The organism is Acinetobacter brisouisimilis, assembly GCF_000368265.1.
GTDB lineage: Bacteria > Pseudomonadota > Gammaproteobacteria > Pseudomonadales > Moraxellaceae > Acinetobacter.
The window spans coordinates 1,786,026-1,805,812 of the sequence record NZ_KB851219.1; the positions used below are offsets into that span (position 1 = coordinate 1,786,026).

Genomic DNA, 19,787 nt, shown 5'->3' on the forward strand with positions numbered 1-19,787 from the left:
TACCTCTTATGAATTTAGAACCATCGCCCGGCGCTTCTAATTCTCACAACCACTCTGTGGTAGATACACAAACTCAAACTGTGAGCGCTTGCCTGAAGGTCATCCGAAATGCCCTTCAAGATGTTAAAGCCAAAGATATTATTGAACTTGATGTCAGCAGCATCAGCAATGTCGCAGATGCGATTGTGATTGCTAGCGGTACATCAACTCGCCATGTAAAAGCCCTTGCAGACAATGTCGCAGAAGAAGCCCGCAAAGCAGGCTTCCGCCCAATCGGAATCGAAGGCGAACGCGATGCTGAATGGATCTTAATTGATCTCGGCTATGTTGTGGTACATGTCATGCTTCCAACAGCACGTAAATTCTATGATTTAGAAAGCTTATGGCGCGTGCCCAATGCGTCAGTAGCATAAAAATAAATAAAAAGCGACTCACTTGAGTCGCTTTTTTATGCACTCTAAAATTTAAAGCGCAGATTTAAATTGACCTGACGCTCATCCCCTACAGCCACCACATAGTTACTGATACCACCTGCATAATATTCAGTGTTAAAGATATTTTTTGCATTGACACTGGCTTGCCAATTGCGCGCCTTATACCCCAGCTCAGCATCGAACAATGCATAACCAGGAATGGTATAATTATACTTATAGCTGGTTTTCTTCGACTCGCTACGCAAACCACCACCAATAAACCAACCCTGCAACGCCCCTTGGTTAAATTCATAACGGGTAGACAAGTTAAACATTTGCTTTGACACATTGTTTAAGCGCCCACCAATATAACTGGTCGTCTCACTCTCCACGATACGGGCTGTTGGCAAATAAGTATAGTTCGCACTGATCACCCAGTTCGGTAACACTCGTGCAGTCAGCTCAGTTTCAATCCCTTGGGTATTTTCCTCACCTGTCTGGTAATTATCGCCATTGGCATCGCTTGAGACCACATTAAAGCGAGTCAAATCAAACCATGCCAAACTGGCCTGCAAGCGCCGATCAAGTGCCTGAAATTTAAAGCCGACTTCATACTGTTTGGCTTTTTCAGGATCAAAGACATTGCCATTTACATCTACATCGGTCACAGGCAAGAAAGAAGTCGAATAACTCACATATGGAGAAACCCAGTCATTCAAGGTATAAAGCCCTGCGATGCTGCCAGAAAATGCCTGACTGTTTTTACCGCTCGTTGAGCCAGATACATGACTTTTTGCATCGACCGATGCCCAGTCATGACGCAAGCCCAGATTCACATTGAATTGATCCGTCACATCAATCTGGTCTCTAAAATACAGCCCCATAGTTTTTAGCGTGGTCTCAACACTGTCACTGCGTAATGTCTTGGTCGCACACCAATCTTTACTGGTATAACTTGGTGTATAAATATTTAAAGACGTAATGCTACAGTTATAGTTCCAGAGATCACGTGTGTCATGCATAGCATCTAGCCCAAGCATAATATGATGCTGCATGTTGACGATATCGAAAGTCTTGGCAATATTGTTATCAATACTCACATTCAGATCATCATATTGCTGATCGCGCCCTTGACGGGTAATGCTACTACTGGTCGGACTCGATTTACTGATAAAGACCACCTGACCATCTAAACGGGATTTTTGGACGGCAAAGTTCTGTTTAAATGTCCAGTCATTATCAAAAACATGCTTAAAGTTATAACCGACACGATACGTATCCGAAATATAGGGATCCATACTCGGTTCACCAATAAACAAATGGCGACTGACCTCACCATTACTGTTTGGCAAAATGCTGCCATAGACAGGCAAACCTTGCTGGCGCACATATTCTTTATGGCTATAGCTGGTAATCACTGACAAATTGGTTTGTGAGCCTAAATCAAAATTGTAAGAAGGCGAAATATAGAAATTTTTAAAATAAACGTGATCGGTTGGATCATCCTGATCGGAATACGTGGCATTTAAACGCCATGCTGCCTTGTCCGAACCCTCTACGGTATGATTGGTATCAAAACCAACTTGACGCAGATTATTGCTGCCATAGCGCAGATCTACCTGATTAAAATTATCTTTGACAGGTCGTTTGGTCACCAGATTTACAATTCCTCCTGGTGCAGTTTGCCCGAAGTCCATCGAATCTGGCCCTTTCACCACTTCAACACGCTCTAAGCCTGTAATATTACTGGCCACATCAGAAGCCTGTGCCTGACGCAGGCCATCAACATAAATCGCATCGGAGGACAATTGTCCACGGATAATAAAGTCATCCGAACCACGGCGACCCAATGGTGCTGAGATTACCCCTGCCACACTCTGAATCACATCAGTCAGGTTCATGGCTTGCTTTTCTTCAATCTGTTCACGCGTCACCACAGACACCGATTTTGCTGTTTTAAACAGTGGCTGCTCAGACTTCAAACTTTGCGTGGTGGTTGCAACGTAACTGTCTTTTTTTAGGGCTTTCATTACATTCAATGTGATGGTTGGGAGAACATTTTCATCTGCAAAAACAGGCTGCATCACAGCCATAAGTGCCAAAGCCAAACTAGTTGGCATAAACAAAGGGATTTTTTTCATAAAATCTACAAAGTATTAGCGTAAAAAATATTTGCAAATATTAAACTTATTAATAATTATTCTCAATAAAAATTAAAAAGTCTTGTTACATCTATTCAACTGCATCAAGCTGAAACTAAAAGAACCAAGCTCGTAAAATACTGAACTCAGTCCTTTAAAGTAGCTTAATCAGACCCTTCAATTTTTGTAAAAACAACTCTCAAAGATGTTTTACTTTAAACAGCTTCAGTATAAACCCTTTTTTCTTTTCGATTTGGCAACCGTCTACATAAGTAAAAACTCGCCAATAGACTACATAATGCAGCAAACATCAACCATAACGCAGGCATACTCGCATCACCTGTCTTTTCAATTAAATACGTACTCATCATTGGAGTTATTCCACCAAATAATGCCGTTGCCAAACTAAATGCAAGTGAAAAACCTACTGTACGCACGCGCGCAGGCATCACTTCGGCCAATGTTGCGACCATACTGCCATTGTACATTCCAAAGAAAAATGAAAAATACAGCAAAGTGATGATGAAATGACTAAAAGTAGTATGGTGTATCAACCAATTTAACGCCGGATACGCAGTACAGATGGCCAGTACAGTGATACAAACCAGCACTGGTTTACGCCCAACTTTATCTGAAACATAACCTCCTATTGGCAACCAAACAAAGTTAGACAAACCTACAATCACCGCAGCAAGCAAACTGTCTGTTGTTGACATATTTAACGCACGCTTTGCATAAATTGGCGTATATACCGTAATAAAATAAAAAGTCGTAGTTGTCATTGCACTCAGCATCATTCCCGCAACAACGATTTTCCAGTTACTAAGCATCGTATCCCAAATTTCTTTTTTTGTAGGATGTGTTTTTTGTGCTTTAAATGCTTCCGTTTCTTCTAAATTACGGCGCAAAAAGAAAATCAGAGGAATAATCAAACAACCGATGAAAAATGGAATACGCCATCCCCAATCACTGACCTGCTCTACACTGAGCATTTTATTGATTGAAAAACCTAAAATTGCAGCAAAAACAACCGCAATTTGTTGGCTGCCAGACTGCCAACTGGTAATAAAACCACGGTTTTTGTCAGTTGCAATTTCCGCCAAATAGACAGAAACCCCACCCATTTCCACACCTGCAGAAAAACCCTGCAGCAGACGACCAATTACGACCAAAAGCGGTGCAATGATTCCAATTTGATCATAACCGGGGACAAACGTGATTAAAATCGTCCCTAAAGCCATCAACCCTAGCGTTAAAATTAGCCCTTTACGACGACCAATTCGGTCAACATAAGAACCTAAAAATATCGCACCTAGAGGTCGCATTAAGAACCCAGCAGCAAAAACGGTAAATGTCATCATTAAAGAGACATATTCATTATGAGAATGGAAAAATTTAGCTGCGATATACGTAGAGTAAAATCCAAATAAGAAAAAGTCATATTGCTCTAAAAAGTTACCACTGGTGACATTTAAGATTTTCTTTAATGTCTTTTGTTTTGTAGCCCACACGGACATAGCAAACCTCCCTGATTTTTATTTACCTGTAAAATCATTTGATGGTTCACTGAGTTTTTGTGAATGAATTTCAGTGAACCGGCGTGTGGTTATTTGACTTTCTTGCTTTTACGTTCTTCAACAGCAAATTTAAGCAAGGCTGCACTACGATAAAAACCATGTGCGAACTTGCCAAAAGGAATGGTTAAAAACAGGGTCATGACGGTTGCCAAATGCACAACCAATAAAAGTGCCATCCACGAACTATCGCGTAATCCAAGTAGCGCCAAACCCGTGATACTGATCAGCAGTAAAAGAAAAATAAATCCACGATCCATTGGTTTTTGTTTTGGGTCACCATGCTTCGGATCACGTTTCAAATTCAGAAATAACAATCCCGCAGGGCCAATAATTAAACCTAACCCACCCAAAGTCCCTAAAATGACTGGCACACTCAAAAATGGATAAGGCGCGTGAATATTCAATAAAAAGTGATAGGCTGTTGCGACCAGTGTGGCTGCAAAACACAGCAGGAAACCATACATGGTGAAATGGTGAAATCGACGACGAGCAAGTGTGTAACGATCATCTTCTTCGTTACAGCCTTTACCATGCCCACCATCCAGGTATTTTAGCGTTAAGATATTTTTAGTGGCTTGTAAAATATCAGGTTGTTCAACACCCCCTGCAATCACTTCAGAGGTTTGATTCCAAAATTTTCGTATGCCAAAGTACAGTAAAATAAATGCCACCACAAATACTGAACCAAAAATTACCGCCAAGAAATTATGTGGAAATATCGCGTAAAAATTACCTTGATAATGACCAAATAAATCATTGCCCTGCAATGTAGAAGCAAGCAACATAAAGGCGATAAAAGCAACAACCAAAAGGCTGACAATCGTGATTCCTGCTTTTTGGTACAATTTACCAAAGGCATGAGGTGTCGCAAATTTTTGATATGTTTCTAAACGAACTTGTGCCATCGCCTGAGGAATATTTACCCCAAACTCATGCGGCGGAGCGTATTGGCAAGCATGTAGACACGCCCCACAATTATGACAAAGATTTGCCATATAATGAATATCAGCCTGATTAAACTCTAAACGTTTTGTCATTGCTGGAAATACAGCACAAAATGATTCGCAATAACGGCAAGCGTTACAAATTTGCAAAGCCTGTTTAACCTGTTCTTCATTGGTTGTGAGCTGTACAACAGGAATTAAAGATTTTGATTGGGCATTCATTAAACAACCTCCTTATTGAAAGCAGGTTTTTTCAAAGCAGAAAGTGCTGCGTTTTTTCCTGCAATACGCCCGAATGTCGTACCGATCGACATGCCTACACCTGCGGTATAACCTTGTCCAAGTACATTTCCAGCCATCATTTCCCCTGCCACATATAAATTCGGACTCGGGACTTGATTAAAACGCACAGCCGAATCTTTTTCGACTTTCATTCCCAAGTAGGTAAATGTAATCCCTGGTTTCAAGGCATAGGCGTAATAAGGTGGAGAATCTAAAGGCACTGCCCAATGCGTTTTGGCTGGACTTAAATTTTCAGTATGGCAGTCATCTAAAATGGTGTGATTAAACTCACCCACGACACAAGCTTGATTAAAATCGTTGACGGTTTTTTCCAGCATGTCTGGATCAAGATTGATCAGCGTCGCAAGTTCACGGATGGTATTGGCTTTACGGCCTTCAAATACAGGCGGCATAAAACGCCCAACTGATTTTGAATCGATAATGGAGAAGCCAATTTGATGCGGTTGTTTCGCCACTAAGCGCCCCCAAATGGCATAACGTTTAGGCCAGAAATCTTCACCTTCATCGTAGAAGCGCACTGCATTTTGATTAACCACAATACCGAGAGATACACAGTCAATACGCGTACAAATCCCGCCATCATAAAGTGGCGCACGGGCATCCACAGCAACACAGTGTGATTGAGATGGATCACCAATTACATCTGCACCTTGCTCAATCATAAATTTGAGTAAAGTGCCCTGATTAAAACGTGTTCCACGAATAATAAAATTATCGGCAGGCCATTCACCCGCTTCATTTTGTCCCCAAGCCTCACGTAGCCATTCTAAATTTGATTCAAAACCACCAGCGGCAAGTACACAAGATTTTGCTTGATATCGTGTTCCATCCTCAGCGATTGCTGCAATAAACCGACTACCGTCCAACTCTAATTCTTTAATTTTGGTGTTGTACCGAACTTCAACACCGAGATTTTCCGCACTTCGAAAATACGCATTGACCAAAGCCTTACCGCCTCCCATAAAAAAGGCATTGGTACGTGCTACATGCAGTGCACCAGAGAGTGGCGGCTGGAAATTAACCCCGTGTTTTTTCATCCATTCGCGGCAAGTTTCGGTACTGCGGATGACGAGGCGCGCCAATTCTTCATTGGTTTTACCTCCTGTGACTTTGAGCAAATCTTGCCAATATTCTTCTTCTGGGTAAGCGTCGATCAACACATCTTGTGGCGCATTATGCATACAGCGTAAATTACGGGTATGTTGTGAATTACCGCCGCGCCATTCCTTAGGCGCTGCTTCAAGCAATAATACTGACGCACCTTCTTCACGCGCAGTTATTGCTGCACATAAAGCGGCATTGCCACCACCAATTACAAGCACATCATACATGCGATTCATCCCTCTATATTTGGGACAAATTTAAGCGAAAATGTACCATGCCGTAAGGAGGCAAAAGCGATGGGGTGTTTAATTTATTTAAACACCAAATTATTTATATTTAAAAATAAAATATGTTTTTTATTGCATCAAATTGATGCTCGAAGATATTTAGAGTCTGTGACATTTTATCTATACATGAGCAGCATTATTGGTCAAACGACTCATTTAAGCATCTCTCAATTTTCTTATTCTTACTTCAAAATACTTAAATACCTCGCACCTAAGAATCATCACAAGCATCCATGGAACCTCAATAGTCCACATATATGCCAAGCAATTAAACTTCCTTCGCACTTGGCCAAACACCTTGCTCAATCAAATCATGAATACATGAACGAATCACAGATTTAGCTGCCAAACTTGCAGGTGATAATTCATCTTCAGGAAAGCTAATTAAATAATTGGTTCGGTCTATCGACGGGTCGACCACTTTTAAAAAATTTAAATACTGATGGCGATGATTGATAAAAGCACTGCCTGGTTGAATGGTTCCCACGCATAAATTGGAAACTGTATTCATCAGCAGACTTAAACCATCAATCTCATAGGTTACATTCAACTCGATCTGTTGCTGTTCAACCAATTTTCTTAAACCATGATTGGTGCTTGGTAAAGCCAACGGTAGTTTCGCTAAAGCTTTTAAGGGAATGCTACCTAATTTTAAATAATCTTCTAAATGATAAATTTTAAAAAAATCATCATTGGCAATTAAAAACATCGATTCTGAAACCAAAGGCTGTAAAAACCAGTTTTTATCAATATCCTGACTAAAAATAATGGCGATATCAAGCTGTCGGGAGTTAATTAATTGCACCAGATTCCCCGATAAACTTTCAACCAGATGTACTTTGATATCGGGATAGCGTTCAGCCATTATTTTAAGAAAAGGAACAGCAAAAATGGATGCTGTACTTGGTGGAAAACCGACACTGACATAACCAACCAGACGAGAAGACTGTGCAGCTTCGACAGCTTGATTAGCATGGCGTAAAACCAACTGTGCCTGTTTTAAAAATGCCAGTCCTGCAGGCGTCGGGGTGACACCCAATGCCGAACGCTGTAACAAACGTGTCGATAATTCAGACTCTAATTTTGAAATTTGCTGACTTAAAGCTGAAGTACCAACATCGAGTTTTTGCGCAGCTTTGCCGATACTACCCTGTTCAACAATCGTAACGAATGATTGCAGTTGTCTAAGTTCCATTGACTCTTCATTCCGTTATGAATTTGCGAGGAAATGCTATATAGATGTTGATGTTAAAACAAATGCAAATCAATGTGTGGAATCAAACCTAGAATTTACATATCAAAACCAGATTTTAAATAATATCAATAGCCACAAAATTTTATGATTTGAATCGTGACTCATCACATCAATAAACGCTTTTCGCCATGCTTATATCCTCTTTATATTTCTCTGACAGGAAGAACCCATAGACTAATAAAAAAAGTCTAATCAGTTCATATGTTTCAGACTCTACTGCATAAAAAACCACCCGAAGGTGGTTTTTATAACATCAGATTCAATTAGTGACCTGTACCATTAATGGCTTTAGCCATATCTTCCACCACTTTTTTGGCATCACCAAACACCATCATGGTTTTTTCGTTATAGAACAAGTCATTGTCCAGACCTGCATAACCTGTTGCCATAGAGCGCTTGATTACCATAATGGTACGTGCTTTATGCGCTTCCAGAATTGGCATGCCGTAGATTGGTGAACCTGGATCATCTTTTGCTGCCGGGTTCACAACGTCATTCGCACCAATAACCAACACTACATCTGTTGCAGGAAAGTCAGAGTTAATCTCGTCCATTTCCAAGATGTCTTCATACGCAACATCTGCTTCTGCCAACAATACGTTCATGTGACCTGGCATACGACCTGCCACAGGGTGAATCGCGAAGCGGACTTTAACCCCTTCTTCTTTCAACAAGTTCGCCAGTTCTTTTACTGCATTTTGTGCACGCCCTTGCGCCATACCATAACCCGGTACAATCACCACGCTGTCGGCATTTGACATCAGGAAGCCTGCATCATCTGCTGAACCTGAACGGTAGTTACGCTGTGCCTGTTCACCTGTTGCTTTTGCACTTGCAACTGCCGCACCACCCATTGCCCCTCCAAACAAGACATTGAGGATGTTACGGTTCATAGCTTTACACATGATGTAAGACAGAATCGCACCTGAAGAACCGACCAGTGAACCTGCCACGATCAGCATGTTGTTTTCAAGGGTAAAACCAATCCCTGCCGCCGCCCAACCTGAGAATGAGTTAAGAAGTGAGACCACCACTGGCATGTCACCACCACCGACAGGTGCAATCCAGACCCAACCGAATGCCAGCGCAAGTGCGGTCATTGCCCAGAATGCAGGCATGTTTCCTGTACTAAAGAAGTAGAAACCACACACCAACATGGCAGCAAATAAGGTCGCCTGTACAGGTTTCACCCATGCACCTGCAATGGTCTTTGCCCATTTTTTCGCAGCCAGCTTACCGTAAGCAAATACGGATGCCGTAAAGGTAATCGCACCAACAAAACAGCCCACAAACAATTCAAACAAGTGAACCTTGCTCATGTGTGCATGCTTTACGCCTGCTGCGGTTAATGCCGCTTCATTTTGTGCAAACAATGCAGAGACTTGGTTGTTGTGCAAGATTGCCGCAACTGCGATCAGCACCGCAGATAAACCCACCAAAGAGTGCATTAACGCCACGGTTTCTGGCATTTGTGTCATGGGAACGGTACGTGCACGGGCAATCCCGACTACCGCACCAAGCACCATTGCACCGCCAATTATCCAGACCACAGGATGGTCGGCAATAAAGAAGGTACTCAAGACTGCAATCGCCATGGCGATCATGCCGTAACGGTTACCCGTAATTGCAGTTTTCGGACTAGACAAACCACGTAGCGTTAAAATAAACAGGACAGCACCAATCAGGTAGAACCAATCCGCATTCGCTCGAATAAATTCCATTTAGCCACCCTCTTTATTTTTTTGCTTTGGTTTAAACATTTCCAGCATGCGCGCAGTAACTGCAAAGCCACCAAAAATATTAATACTGGCAAGAAACACCGCAATCGCACCCAACACACTGACCACATTGATGCTTTGGAATTGCACATTGGCATCAATGCCAAGCGCAGGCATGCCCACTGTTTGTAGCATCGCACCAACCACAATGATCGATGACAAGGCATTGGTCACCGCCATCAACGGCGTATGCAATGCAGGCGTTACACCCCAAACCACGTAGTAACCGACAAAAATCGCCAACACAAAAATCGTAATGGTTTCAACCATGAGAATTCCCCTTAACCGCGCTTGAACAGCAGTGTGCCGCCATGAGTAACCAATAAGGCTTTTTGAATTTCATCTTCCTGATTGATCAAGAAGTTCTTGTCTTTATCAAAAAGTGTTTCAAGGAAATTAAAAACGTTGCGGGCATATAGAGCCGAAGCCTCTGTTGCCACCGTAGCTGGGATATTTGGAACACCCAGAATTTTCACGTCATTTTCAGTGGTCACGGTTTCACCGACTTTCGAGCCTTCAACGTTACCGCCAGTTTCTACTGCCATGTCCAAAATCACAGACCCTGCTTTCATTTTGGCAATGGTTTCTGCCTTGATCAGACGTGGTGCATTACGTCCTGGCAACAATGCTGTGGTGATCACGATATCTGCGTTCGCCACTGCTTTATCGACAATTGCAGCCTGATCCTTGATGTACTGTTCACCTGGCATCCAACCATAACCATTCTTCGCCGCATCGGCAGCGCGCTGTTGTTCTTCTTCGGACATTGGCACATCGAGCCACTTACCACCCAAAGACTCAACCTGATCTTTAGCCGTTGGACGCAAATCAGTAGCTTCAACCACAGCACCCAAACGCTTGGCAGTTGCAATGGCTTGCAAACCTGCAACACCGACTCCCATCACCACCACGCGTGCAGGCTTCACTGTACCTGCAGCCGTCATCAGCATCGGGAACATACGCTGATATTCATTTGCAGCAAGCAGTACCGATTTATAGCCTGACAAGTTCGCCTGAGAAGAGAGAACATCCATGTTTTGTGCACGAGATAACGTTCGAGGCAATAACTCCAATGCAAATGCTGAAATCTGTTGGGTTGCAAACTGTTCAAGTTCAGTATTGCGATACGGATCGAACATCGCAATGACCGTTGTGTTTGCTGAAATTTTCTGAATTTCATCCCCTTGGGGTGCACGAACTTTCAAAATAATCTGACTGCCTTGATAGGCATCTTCAGCGATTGTCGCGCCGACCTGCGTATAAGCATCATCAAGATAGGCCGCTTTGCGCCCTGCCCCTTTTTGAATGACAACGCTATGACCAGCGCCAACCAACTTCTTTACAGTTTCTGGAGTCGCTGCGACTCGACTTTCTCCAGCAACTGTCTCCATAGGAATTCCGATTTGCATTGAGCATGTTCCTCAGGCTAGTTTGTGTGTTAAAAACATCGCAAACTGCAATGTTTCTCCCATTTTTTCTGCATGTTGTTTGGATTCTAATCAAACTTTTCGAAAATACCACCCATTATTTATTTAATAAATGATGATATTTCCATTTAATGCTTATTAATCGTGACCCAAGAGTATAAAATAGGAAAGTTTTGCTTCATTTCAATGAAGGTTAGTTTTTCATCTTATTCCATGCCTATTTCATTCTCACGCAACCAAATCGGTTCAGTTTTTGCGCTATGTGCTGCATTTTTATTTAGCTCAAAAGCCATTTTTATTAAACAAGCCTATGCCTTGTCATCTCAGGTTGATGCTACCGTCTTGATGGCGCTTCGCATGAGTAGTGCTTTGCCTTTTTTTCTACTTATGGCATGGTATTTTCGCAAGCAAAGACAGGCTCTTCAGCCCAAAGACTGGGGACTTTTAGTCATTGCAGGCTTGCTAGGGTATTACTTTGCAAGTTGGCTGGACTTTATCGGTCTCATGTACATTAGCGCCTCTTTAGAGCGGATTATCTTGTTTTTGTATCCAACACTCACAGTGCTGGCATCGAGCCTAATTTACAAACAACCTTTACGACTAAAAGCGTATATTGCCATTTTGCTAAGTTATGGAGGCACGGTCATTGTGATGCTCCAAGAGCAAAATCATGCACCAATGCAGAGCAATTTTTGGTTAGGGGCAAGTTTAGTATTTGCCAGTGCCGTTGCATTCGCCTGCTATCTACTACTCACCCCTCGTTTAATTGAAAAATTTGGCGCTTCAAATTTCACAGGACTGGCTCTGAGTATTGCCTGTATTGGCACATTGGTTCATTTTGTACTGGCAATACCACAACCTTTGCATCTCTTGGCACAGCTTCCTGTAGGGGTTTGGGCTTATGGAATTGGGTTAGGTTTATTCGTTACGGTACTTCCTACGATGCTATTAATGCAAAGTATTGCCCGTATTGGTGCATCACAGTCCGCCATGATTGCCGCGATTGGCCCAATTTTGACTATCTTGCTCGCAGTATTATTCTTAAATGAGCATCTCAATGCATGGCAATGGCTTGGTTGTGCGCTGAATATTATTGGAATTATGCTGATTAGTCTGAGCAAGCATCGCTTGAAACACTAGCGTCCAGTAGTGCAAAAATCTGCTGAAAATGTGCACCAGCAGACTGTTCTGCCAAACAGTCATTGGGGTTACGTAGCGGACATTGATCTAAAGACAAACAACCACAGCCGATACACCAGTCCAATTGCTGCCTTAACTGTAACAAGGTTTGAATTTTTTCATCGAGTTGAGTCTTCCACAGGCTCGACATGCGCTGCCAATCCTGCTTGGAGGCAACCTGATGATCTGGCAGGACTGCAAAAGCCTGTTTGATTTCATCTAAAGAAATACCGACTGACTGTGCAACCTTGATAATCGCGACCCGACGTAGCATGCCGCGTAAATAACGGCGCTGATTACCATTGGTTCGGGTGCTCCAGATCAGTTGTTTTTCTTCATAAAAACGTAGGCTTGCGACACTAACCCCGCTACGCTTTGCCAGTTCACCAATACCAATAAATACCTGCATCGAATTTTCTGACATTTGTTCTTGACCTCAAGTTAACTTGAGCTTTGATACTAGCATGACTCAATCTTACACAGGATCATGCATATGCAAATAACATCAGCACCTCAAACACCCTGTTTAAACATTTTAAATCCAGAAATCCTCTACAACCCACAACCCTTTGCTTACAGTCATGTGGTTGAAGTTCAGAATTTCCAACGAATTTTACATATTGCTGGGCAAGGTGGAGAGACCATCCACGGAGAGTTATCTCCCGTTTTTTCTGAGCAGGTCTGGCAGGCTTTTCACAATCTTGAATCTGCCTTACATGCTGTTGATGCCACCCTGCAAGATATTGCGGTGCTGCGCGTCTTGATTGTGGAACACTCGGCTGAAAAACATACTGTTTTGATTGAGATTATGCAGCAACTATGGCGTAATCAGGCTTTTCCTGCGTGTACTTTAATTCCTGTTTCAGGACTCGCTTTAACCGCCATGTTGTTTGAAGTTGAAGCAACTGCGTATACTGTTTAATTCCCCGAGGTCGTTTATGCATGACACTCTCGATATTAGTCAAAACAAGAAATTGCTCTGGCTGATGGCACTGGCTTGCGGCTTAACTGCGGGTGCCAACTACTTTAGCCAACCTTTAATTCATTCCATTCAGCAATCATTTCAAGTTAGTGCTGCACAAGCCCAGTTGACTGTGACACTGGCACAACTCTCTTATGCTTTAGGTTTGCTCTTGATCGTTCCACTGGGGGATATTGCCAATAAATGCAAATTCATTCCTGGGCTGATGTGTCTGGCAGGTATCGGCTTATGTTTGTGTGCCTGTGCGGTCAACCTTCCCATGCTTTGGCTTGGCACAATGATGACAGGACTGTTTTCAGTTGCCGCACAGGTGCTCATTCCCTTTGCAACGATGGCTGTCAAACCTGAAAAAATCGGTGAAGTGGTTGGTTTCTTAATGAGTGGGTTACTGGTAGGAATTTTACTGTCCACCAGTTTGTCTGGGCTACTCTCGAATTTGGTGCACTGGAAACTGATTTATATTTTAAGTGCGATTTTAATTTTTATTTTAGCGTATCAGTTACAACGCGAATTGCCTTATGTCATGCGCCAGCAAATGTCTTATCTGGAAATTTTTAAGTCTATGGCTGTGCTGATGATCGAAGAACGCCGCCTGAACTTTCGTGCCTACATTGGCGCAGGTGCGTTCGCCTCCATGAGTGTGATTTATTCCACCATTGCTATGTATTTATCTGCCGCTCCATTTCATCTGGCAGATTCACTGATTGGCATGGTCAGTTTGGTCGGTGTGTTTGGGGCACTTTCAGCGCGTTATGTCGGGAAGTATGCTGATCGGGGTTATGGCAATCTGTTTACGGGTTTGGGCTGTATCTTACTGCTCTGTAGCTGGCTCATGTTTTATTATTCAAGCCACAGTATTTGGCTCTATATTCTGGGATTTGCAACGACGAACTTAGGACTTGCTTTTGTACATTCATGCAACCAAAACATTATTTTCCGCATCCGCCCTACGGCCAAATCTCGCCTGAACTCGATTTATATGACGCTGTATTTTTCAGGTGCAGCCACAGGTTCAGCACTGGGTACTTATGCATGGAATCACGGCGGTTGGGTCTATACCTGTTGGGTGGGTTTAGGGCTCGCTGTATTTTGTAGCAGCTTTGCCCTGATTGATTTTGTCTGTTATGGCAAACGTACTCAAGCTTCTCAACAGACCTGAATCACGGGGTAAAATGGTTTTTTCCAATCTAGCGCCTGCCCATGTTCCAGTAAGACCAACATAAACCGACTGAGCAAGGTCATTAAAATTTGGCTGGCGGTATCTAGATGTTTACGCATAAGCACACTATTGCAGGTTGAGCCGCCATGCATGATTTGGTTATGCAAAGTAAATAACCGATCAAAGATAATCAGCAGCAATTCCACTGTATCTCTATGTGCAACGGCATGCTGGACTCGCTGCTGATCTGCATGAAAATGCACTTTCCAGCTTTGCTCATCAATATTCTGGTTTTGAAAATCCCAGAGTTTTTGATAAACATACGGATTATTTGACCAATCCGCAATCGCCTGACTACAACGCTCCCAAACACAATGCTCAATACGCTGTTCTTGATCTAACTGGTGCAATCTGAGCAGAAACTGTCTGAGGTGCTGTTGATCTTCATCAAAAACATCTTGCAGGTTTTCTACATAAATCGCATTAAAAGCAATCCACAAACTGACAAAACGCAAATCTGCATCATCATCAAGCTCTTTGGCTTTTCTTAACCAACTTAATCCCCGTTGCATTCTCAAATTAAAATTCGCTGAATAGAGATGCTTATGTTTTTTAAAAATTTCTTCTAATAAATACATCGCTTTAACCTTGGCTAAGTATTTTATTTAAGCATACGCCAATCCGTTTTTCACATCAATTCTTCACTATGACTGGTCGCAGCATTTATCAATCAGGCTTACTTTTCAGCAATTTTGCGGCAAAAGATTCATTTTTTTCAAATAACTGCCCAAAAAAAAGCCCGATACAAGTATCAGGCTTTTTTCTTAACACTTAATTAACCACGGTAATAGCGCTGTGCAACAAATGGCATTTTCACCACTTTCATTGCTACAAGTTTATTACGCACTTTAGCAAACAGCTCTGTACCTTCTTTGGCATGAGCAATGTCAACATAACCCATCGCAATCGGGCTTGCCAAACTTGGAGCAAAACCACCACTGGTCACTTGTCCAAGCACTTGTCCGTCCTGATCGACAATTTCCGCACCTTCACGTACGGGCATACGATCTAAAATTTGGAAACCAACACGTTTTTGAGCAACACCTTGCTGCATTTGCGCTTGAATAGTTGCAGCACCTGCATAACCACCCTCACGCTCACCACCCGCGCGGCGAACTTTAGAGATCGCCCACAGTAGGTTTGCTTCAACAGGAGTTTTAGTTTGATCCATATCATGACCATACAAGCACAAACCTGCTTCCAAACGTAGTGAGTCGCGTGCACCCAAACCGATCAATGCGACTTCAGGCTCTGCAATCAAGGCTTTTGCCAAGGCTTCTACATCACCGCTCGCGACTGAAATTTCGTAGCCATCTTCGCCTGTATAACCTGTACGGCTTACGATGCACTCAACACCGTTAAGCTGTACACGCTTGATTTGCATAAAGCGCATTTCTGCAACTTCAGGGTTTAAACGAGCTAAAACAGTTGCAGCTTCTGGACCTTGCAATGCAAGTAAAGCACGCTCGGCAAATTGCTCGACAATTTCACATTGACCCGACAAGTGCGCGCGCATATGTGCCAAGTCTTGCTCTTTACACGCAGCATTGACCACCAAATACAACTCGTCTTGAGACAGGCGTGCCACCATCAAGTCATCTAAAATGCCACCTTGTGGATTGGTAAACAACGCATAACGCTGCATACCTTCAGGCAAGTCCACAATATCCACAGGCACAAGGCTTTCTAGCGCACGCGCTGCATTTTCACCACGTAGAAACACTTGTCCCATGTGAGATACATCAAACAGACCTGCATGTTCACGGGTATGTAAATGTTCTTTAAGCACACCGGCTGTATATTGTACAGGCATGTTGTAACCTGCAAACGGCACCATTTTTGCACCATGCTCAATATGCAGCGCCGCCAATGGCGTATTTTTTAATTCAGACATGCTAAGTCCTCATAATTGCTGATGCTTGGGCAAGCACAGATTAAGTTACGGTCGCCATACACGTTATCGACACGTCCAACAGGTGACCAGTATTTGCTTTCCACCAATTCAGGTAGTGGATAAACTGCCTGTTCACGTGAATATGGATGTGCCCATTCGCCAGTCAATTCTTGTGCCGTATGTGGCGCATTTTTTAACGGGTTATCTTCTGCGTCCAACTCACCTGTAGTCACTTGCTGAATTTCTTCGGCAATTTTGTTCATGGCATTGATGAAGCGCTCAAGCTCGTACAAGCTTTCACTTTCAGTCGGCTCAACCATGAGCGTACCCGCAACTGGGAATGACATAGTTGGTGCATGGAAACCAAAGTCGATCAGACGTTTTGCAACGTCATCTACTGTGATACCACTGGTTTCTTTCAGACCACGTAAGTCCAAGATACATTCGTGCGCAACCAGATCATGACTACCTGTGTACAATACAGGGTAAGCTGCGTTTAGGCGTTTTGCCACGTAGTTAGCATTTAAAATTGCCATTGCCGATGCTTGACGCAACCCTTGACCACCCATCATACGGATATACATCCATGTGATTGGTAAAATGCTGGCACTACCAAACGGTGCAGCACTCACTGCATTGGTTTTACGGCTTAAATGATAGCTATGACCTGGCATAAACGGCTTCAAGTGCTCTTTGACACCGATCGGGCCAACACCTGGTCCACCACCGCCATGTGGGATACAGAAAGTTTTGTGCAAGTTCAAGTGTGATACATCACCACCGAACTGACCTGGTGCACATAAGCCCACCATTGCGTTCATGTTTGCGCCATCGATATATACCTGACCACCATTGGCATGTACGATGTCACAGATTTCACGTACCGCATGTTCAAACACACCGTGTGTTGATGGGTATGTGATCATTAAGGCTGCAAGGTCTTGGCTGTGTTGTTCAGCTTTGCTACGCAAGTCTTCAACATCAACGTTACCGTTGTCATCACATGCAACAACTACAACTTTCATGCCCGCCATGCTCGCAGTTGCAGGGTTAGTACCGTGCGCAGACTGTGGAATCAAGCAGATGTTACGCTGACCTTCACCACGACTCGCATGATAACCACGGATTGCAAGCAAGCCTGAATATTCACCTTGTGAACCCGCATTCGGCTGAAGCGAAATCGCATCATAACCTGTTGCCGCACATAGCATTTGCTCAAGCTGATTGACCATTTCTACATAGCCTTGCGCCTGTTCAAGTGGTGCAAATGGATGCAGATTGCCAAATTCTGGCCATGTAATTGGCAGCATTTCGCTGGCCGCATTCAACTTCATGGTACAAGAACCGAGTGGAATCATGCTGCGGTCAAGTGCCAAGTCTTTATCTGCCAAACGACGCAAATAACGCATTAACTCAGTTTCGCTATGATGCGTATTGAAAATTGCGTGTTGTAAAATCGCGCTTTCACGAAGTAATGCAGTTGGCAATGCAGAGGTGTAAGCTGCCGCAACAGCTTCAAATTCAGGTGCAGTTTGACCTTGTGCAAACAATGCCCAAAGTGCAGCAATGTGTTCAGGTGTTGTAGTTTCATCAAGTGAAATACCCACTTGAGTTGCATCAATTTCACGCAAGTTGATTTCTTGTGCACGTGCAGCTGCAAGCACGGCTGCTGCATCAACCTGAGTCAAGGTCAAGGTATCAAAGAATGCGCTATTGCTAACATTGACACCCAACTGTTTCAAACCTTGTGCCAAGATTGCAGTTAAAGCGTGTGTACGTTCAGCAATCTCTTTTAAGCCTTGTGGCCCATGATAAACTGCGTACATGCTGGCAATGTTAGCAAGCAACACTTGAGCAGTACAGATGTTACTGGTCGCTTTTTCACGGCGGATATGCTGTTCACGCGTTTGTAATGCCAAACGTAGTGCAGGCTTGCCCAAACGGTCAATTGACATCCCTACAACACGACCTGGCATATCACGTTTGTAGGCATCTTTAGTTGCAAAGTAAGCTGCGTGTGGACCACCAAAACCCATTGGTACACCAAAACGCTGCGCTGTACCAATTGCAACATCAGCACCCCACTCACCTGGCGCTTTCAATACAGTCAGTGCCAACAAGTCAGCAGACACAGCAACCAAAGCATTTACACTGTGTACTTGCTCAACCAAAGCTGCGTAGTCATACACTTCGCCTGTGCTTGCAGGGTATTGTAATAACACACCGAAGAACTCTGCAAAGTCAGCAACTTGTTGCTCATCACCCACCACAACTTCGATACCGAGTGGCTCAGCACGGGTACGTAAAACATCTAGAGTTTGTGGATGGCAGTGCAATGATACAAAGAATTTGTTGGCTTTTTTGTTTTTAGACACACGCTTACAGAAAGTCATGGCTTCTGCGCAAGCGGTTGCTTCATCTAACAAAGATGCATTTGAAATCGACAAACCTGTCAAATCCGCGATCATGGTCTGGAAGTTTAACAACGCTTCAAGACGACCTTGAGAAATTTCAGGCTGGTACGGTGTATATGCCGTATACCATGCTGGATTTTCCAGCAAGTTACGCAAAATTGGCGCAGGCGTATGAGTCGGGTAATAACCCTGACCAATATGGCTACGGAAAATCTGGTTTTTCTGAGCGATGGCTTTAAGTTCTGCCAAAGCCTGTTCTTCACTCACACCATCAGTGCTTTCAAGCACGCTCGTGTTTTTAATTGAATCTGGAATTACTGCTGCAATCAATGCTTCAAGGTCGCTATAACCCAGTGCATTCAGCATGTGCTGCTGTTCAGTTGCCGTTGGCCCAATATGGCGGCTAACGAAACTGTTGGTATTGTTAAAATTAATGCTCATGCCAACCCCTTAAGAATGAATAAACGCGTCATAAGCATCTGCATCTAACAACTCAGCAAATGCTGCGCTGTCGTCGGCTTTCATACGGAAAAACCAGCCTGCGCCCATGGCATCTTCATTGACAGTTTCTGGTGCATTAACCAATGCTTCATTGATTTCTAACACTTCGCCAGATAATGGCATATCAATGTTACTCGCAGCTTTCACTGACTCAATCACAGCAACTTCTTCACCTTTGCTGTACGCTTGAAGTTCAGGCAGTTCAATATAAACCACATCACCCAAAGCATCTTGTGCATGCTCAGTAATACCTACGGTAATGCTACCGTCTTCTTCTAAACGTAACCATTCATGCTCAGTGGTAAAACGAATTGTTGACGCCATGACAAATTCCTCAGTCCTTCACCCTAAAAGGCAATTAATTGCAGA

At 43.3% G+C, this 19,787-nt stretch carries 17 protein-coding genes; 4 read left to right on the forward strand and 13 right to left on the reverse strand.

Annotated elements, in window-relative coordinates:
* The first annotated feature begins 8 nt into the window (after positions 1 to 8).
* Positions 9 to 413, forward strand: coding sequence for a ribosome silencing factor (rsfS, locus tag F975_RS12160; protein WP_004753714.1), 405 nt, complete (start codon positions 9 to 11; stop codon positions 411 to 413).
* Between the two features lie 44 nt (positions 414 to 457).
* Here rsfS and F975_RS12165 read toward each other — a convergent pair whose 3' ends face one another.
* The 8 genes from F975_RS12165 to F975_RS12200 form a co-directional block, all read right to left on the reverse strand.
* The gene (locus F975_RS12165; protein ID WP_004753716.1) at positions 458 to 2,554 is read right to left on the reverse strand and encodes a TonB-dependent siderophore receptor; all 2,097 of its coding nucleotides are present in this window, start codon (positions 2,552 to 2,554) and stop codon (positions 458 to 460) included.
* 215 nt (positions 2,555 to 2,769) lie between these two features.
* Positions 2,770 to 4,071 carry an MFS transporter gene (locus tag F975_RS12170; protein ID WP_004753719.1) on the reverse strand — a complete coding sequence of 434 codons (1,302 nt, stop codon included), beginning with the start codon at positions 4,069 to 4,071 and terminating at the stop codon, positions 2,770 to 2,772.
* A gap of 89 nt (positions 4,072 to 4,160) precedes the next feature.
* Complete coding sequence (gene tcuB / locus F975_RS12175) at positions 4,161 to 5,297, reverse strand: tricarballylate utilization 4Fe-4S protein TcuB (RefSeq protein WP_004753722.1); 1,137 nt, start codon at positions 5,295 to 5,297, stop codon at positions 4,161 to 4,163.
* The gene (tcuA, locus tag F975_RS12180) at positions 5,297 to 6,709 is read right to left on the reverse strand and encodes an FAD-dependent tricarballylate dehydrogenase TcuA (protein WP_004753724.1); all 1,413 of its coding nucleotides are present in this window, start codon (positions 6,707 to 6,709) and stop codon (positions 5,297 to 5,299) included. The genes tcuB and tcuA overlap by 1 nt, the downstream gene beginning before the upstream one ends.
* A 328-nt stretch (positions 6,710 to 7,037) precedes the next feature.
* Entirely contained in the window at positions 7,038 to 7,964 is a 927-nt protein-coding gene (locus F975_RS12185; RefSeq protein ID WP_004753727.1) for a LysR family transcriptional regulator, read from the reverse strand.
* A 323-nt stretch (positions 7,965 to 8,287) separates the two neighbouring features.
* Entirely contained in the window at positions 8,288 to 9,745 is a 1,458-nt protein-coding gene (locus F975_RS12190) for an NAD(P)(+) transhydrogenase (Re/Si-specific) subunit beta (protein WP_004753729.1), read from the reverse strand.
* Positions 9,746 to 10,072 (reverse strand): proton-translocating transhydrogenase family protein, encoded by a 327-nt coding sequence (locus F975_RS12195; protein ID WP_004753732.1) that lies wholly within the window; start codon positions 10,070 to 10,072, stop codon positions 9,746 to 9,748.
* 11 nt (positions 10,073 to 10,083) lie between these two features.
* Entirely contained in the window at positions 10,084 to 11,211 is a 1,128-nt protein-coding gene (locus F975_RS12200) for a Re/Si-specific NAD(P)(+) transhydrogenase subunit alpha (protein WP_004753734.1), read from the reverse strand.
* A gap of 231 nt (positions 11,212 to 11,442) precedes the next feature.
* Here F975_RS12200 and F975_RS12205 point away from each other — a divergent pair, with 231 nt between their 5' ends.
* A complete protein-coding gene (locus tag F975_RS12205) occupies positions 11,443 to 12,369 on the forward strand; it encodes a DMT family transporter (RefSeq protein WP_004753735.1) in 927 nt (308 codons plus the stop codon).
* On the opposite strand, the gene soxR is transcribed toward F975_RS12205, so the two are convergent.
* Positions 12,338 to 12,832, reverse strand: coding sequence for a redox-sensitive transcriptional activator SoxR (gene soxR, locus F975_RS12210; RefSeq protein WP_004753737.1), 495 nt, complete (start codon positions 12,830 to 12,832; stop codon positions 12,338 to 12,340). The genes F975_RS12205 and soxR overlap by 32 nt on opposite strands.
* 69 nt (positions 12,833 to 12,901) lie before the next feature.
* On the opposite strand from soxR, the gene F975_RS12215 reads away from it, so the two are divergent.
* Both F975_RS12215 and F975_RS12220 read left to right on the forward strand, forming a co-directional pair.
* The gene (locus F975_RS12215; RefSeq protein WP_004753739.1) at positions 12,902 to 13,330 is read left to right on the forward strand and encodes a RidA family protein; all 429 of its coding nucleotides are present in this window, start codon (positions 12,902 to 12,904) and stop codon (positions 13,328 to 13,330) included.
* A 16-nt stretch (positions 13,331 to 13,346) separates the two neighbouring features.
* Complete coding sequence (locus F975_RS12220; protein ID WP_004753741.1) at positions 13,347 to 14,549, forward strand: MFS transporter; 1,203 nt, start codon at positions 13,347 to 13,349, stop codon at positions 14,547 to 14,549.
* Here the strand turns inward: F975_RS12220 and F975_RS12225 are convergent.
* The 4 genes from F975_RS12225 to gcvH form a co-directional block, all read right to left on the reverse strand.
* The gene (locus F975_RS12225) at positions 14,537 to 15,187 is read right to left on the reverse strand and encodes a HEPN domain-containing protein (RefSeq protein WP_004753743.1); all 651 of its coding nucleotides are present in this window, start codon (positions 15,185 to 15,187) and stop codon (positions 14,537 to 14,539) included. The genes F975_RS12220 and F975_RS12225 overlap by 13 nt on opposite strands.
* Before the next feature lie 197 nt (positions 15,188 to 15,384).
* On the reverse strand, positions 15,385 to 16,503 hold the full coding sequence (gene gcvT, locus F975_RS12230) for a glycine cleavage system aminomethyltransferase GcvT (RefSeq protein WP_004753745.1): 1,119 nt from the start codon (positions 16,501 to 16,503) through the stop codon (positions 15,385 to 15,387).
* Positions 16,491 to 19,358 (reverse strand): aminomethyl-transferring glycine dehydrogenase, encoded by a 2,868-nt coding sequence (gene gcvP, locus F975_RS12235; protein ID WP_004753747.1) that lies wholly within the window; start codon positions 19,356 to 19,358, stop codon positions 16,491 to 16,493. The genes gcvT and gcvP overlap by 13 nt, the downstream gene beginning before the upstream one ends.
* A 9-nt stretch (positions 19,359 to 19,367) precedes the next feature.
* Positions 19,368 to 19,742 (reverse strand): glycine cleavage system protein GcvH, encoded by a 375-nt coding sequence (gene gcvH, locus F975_RS12240; protein ID WP_004753749.1) that lies wholly within the window; start codon positions 19,740 to 19,742, stop codon positions 19,368 to 19,370.
* Positions 19,743 to 19,787 lie beyond the last annotated feature (45 nt).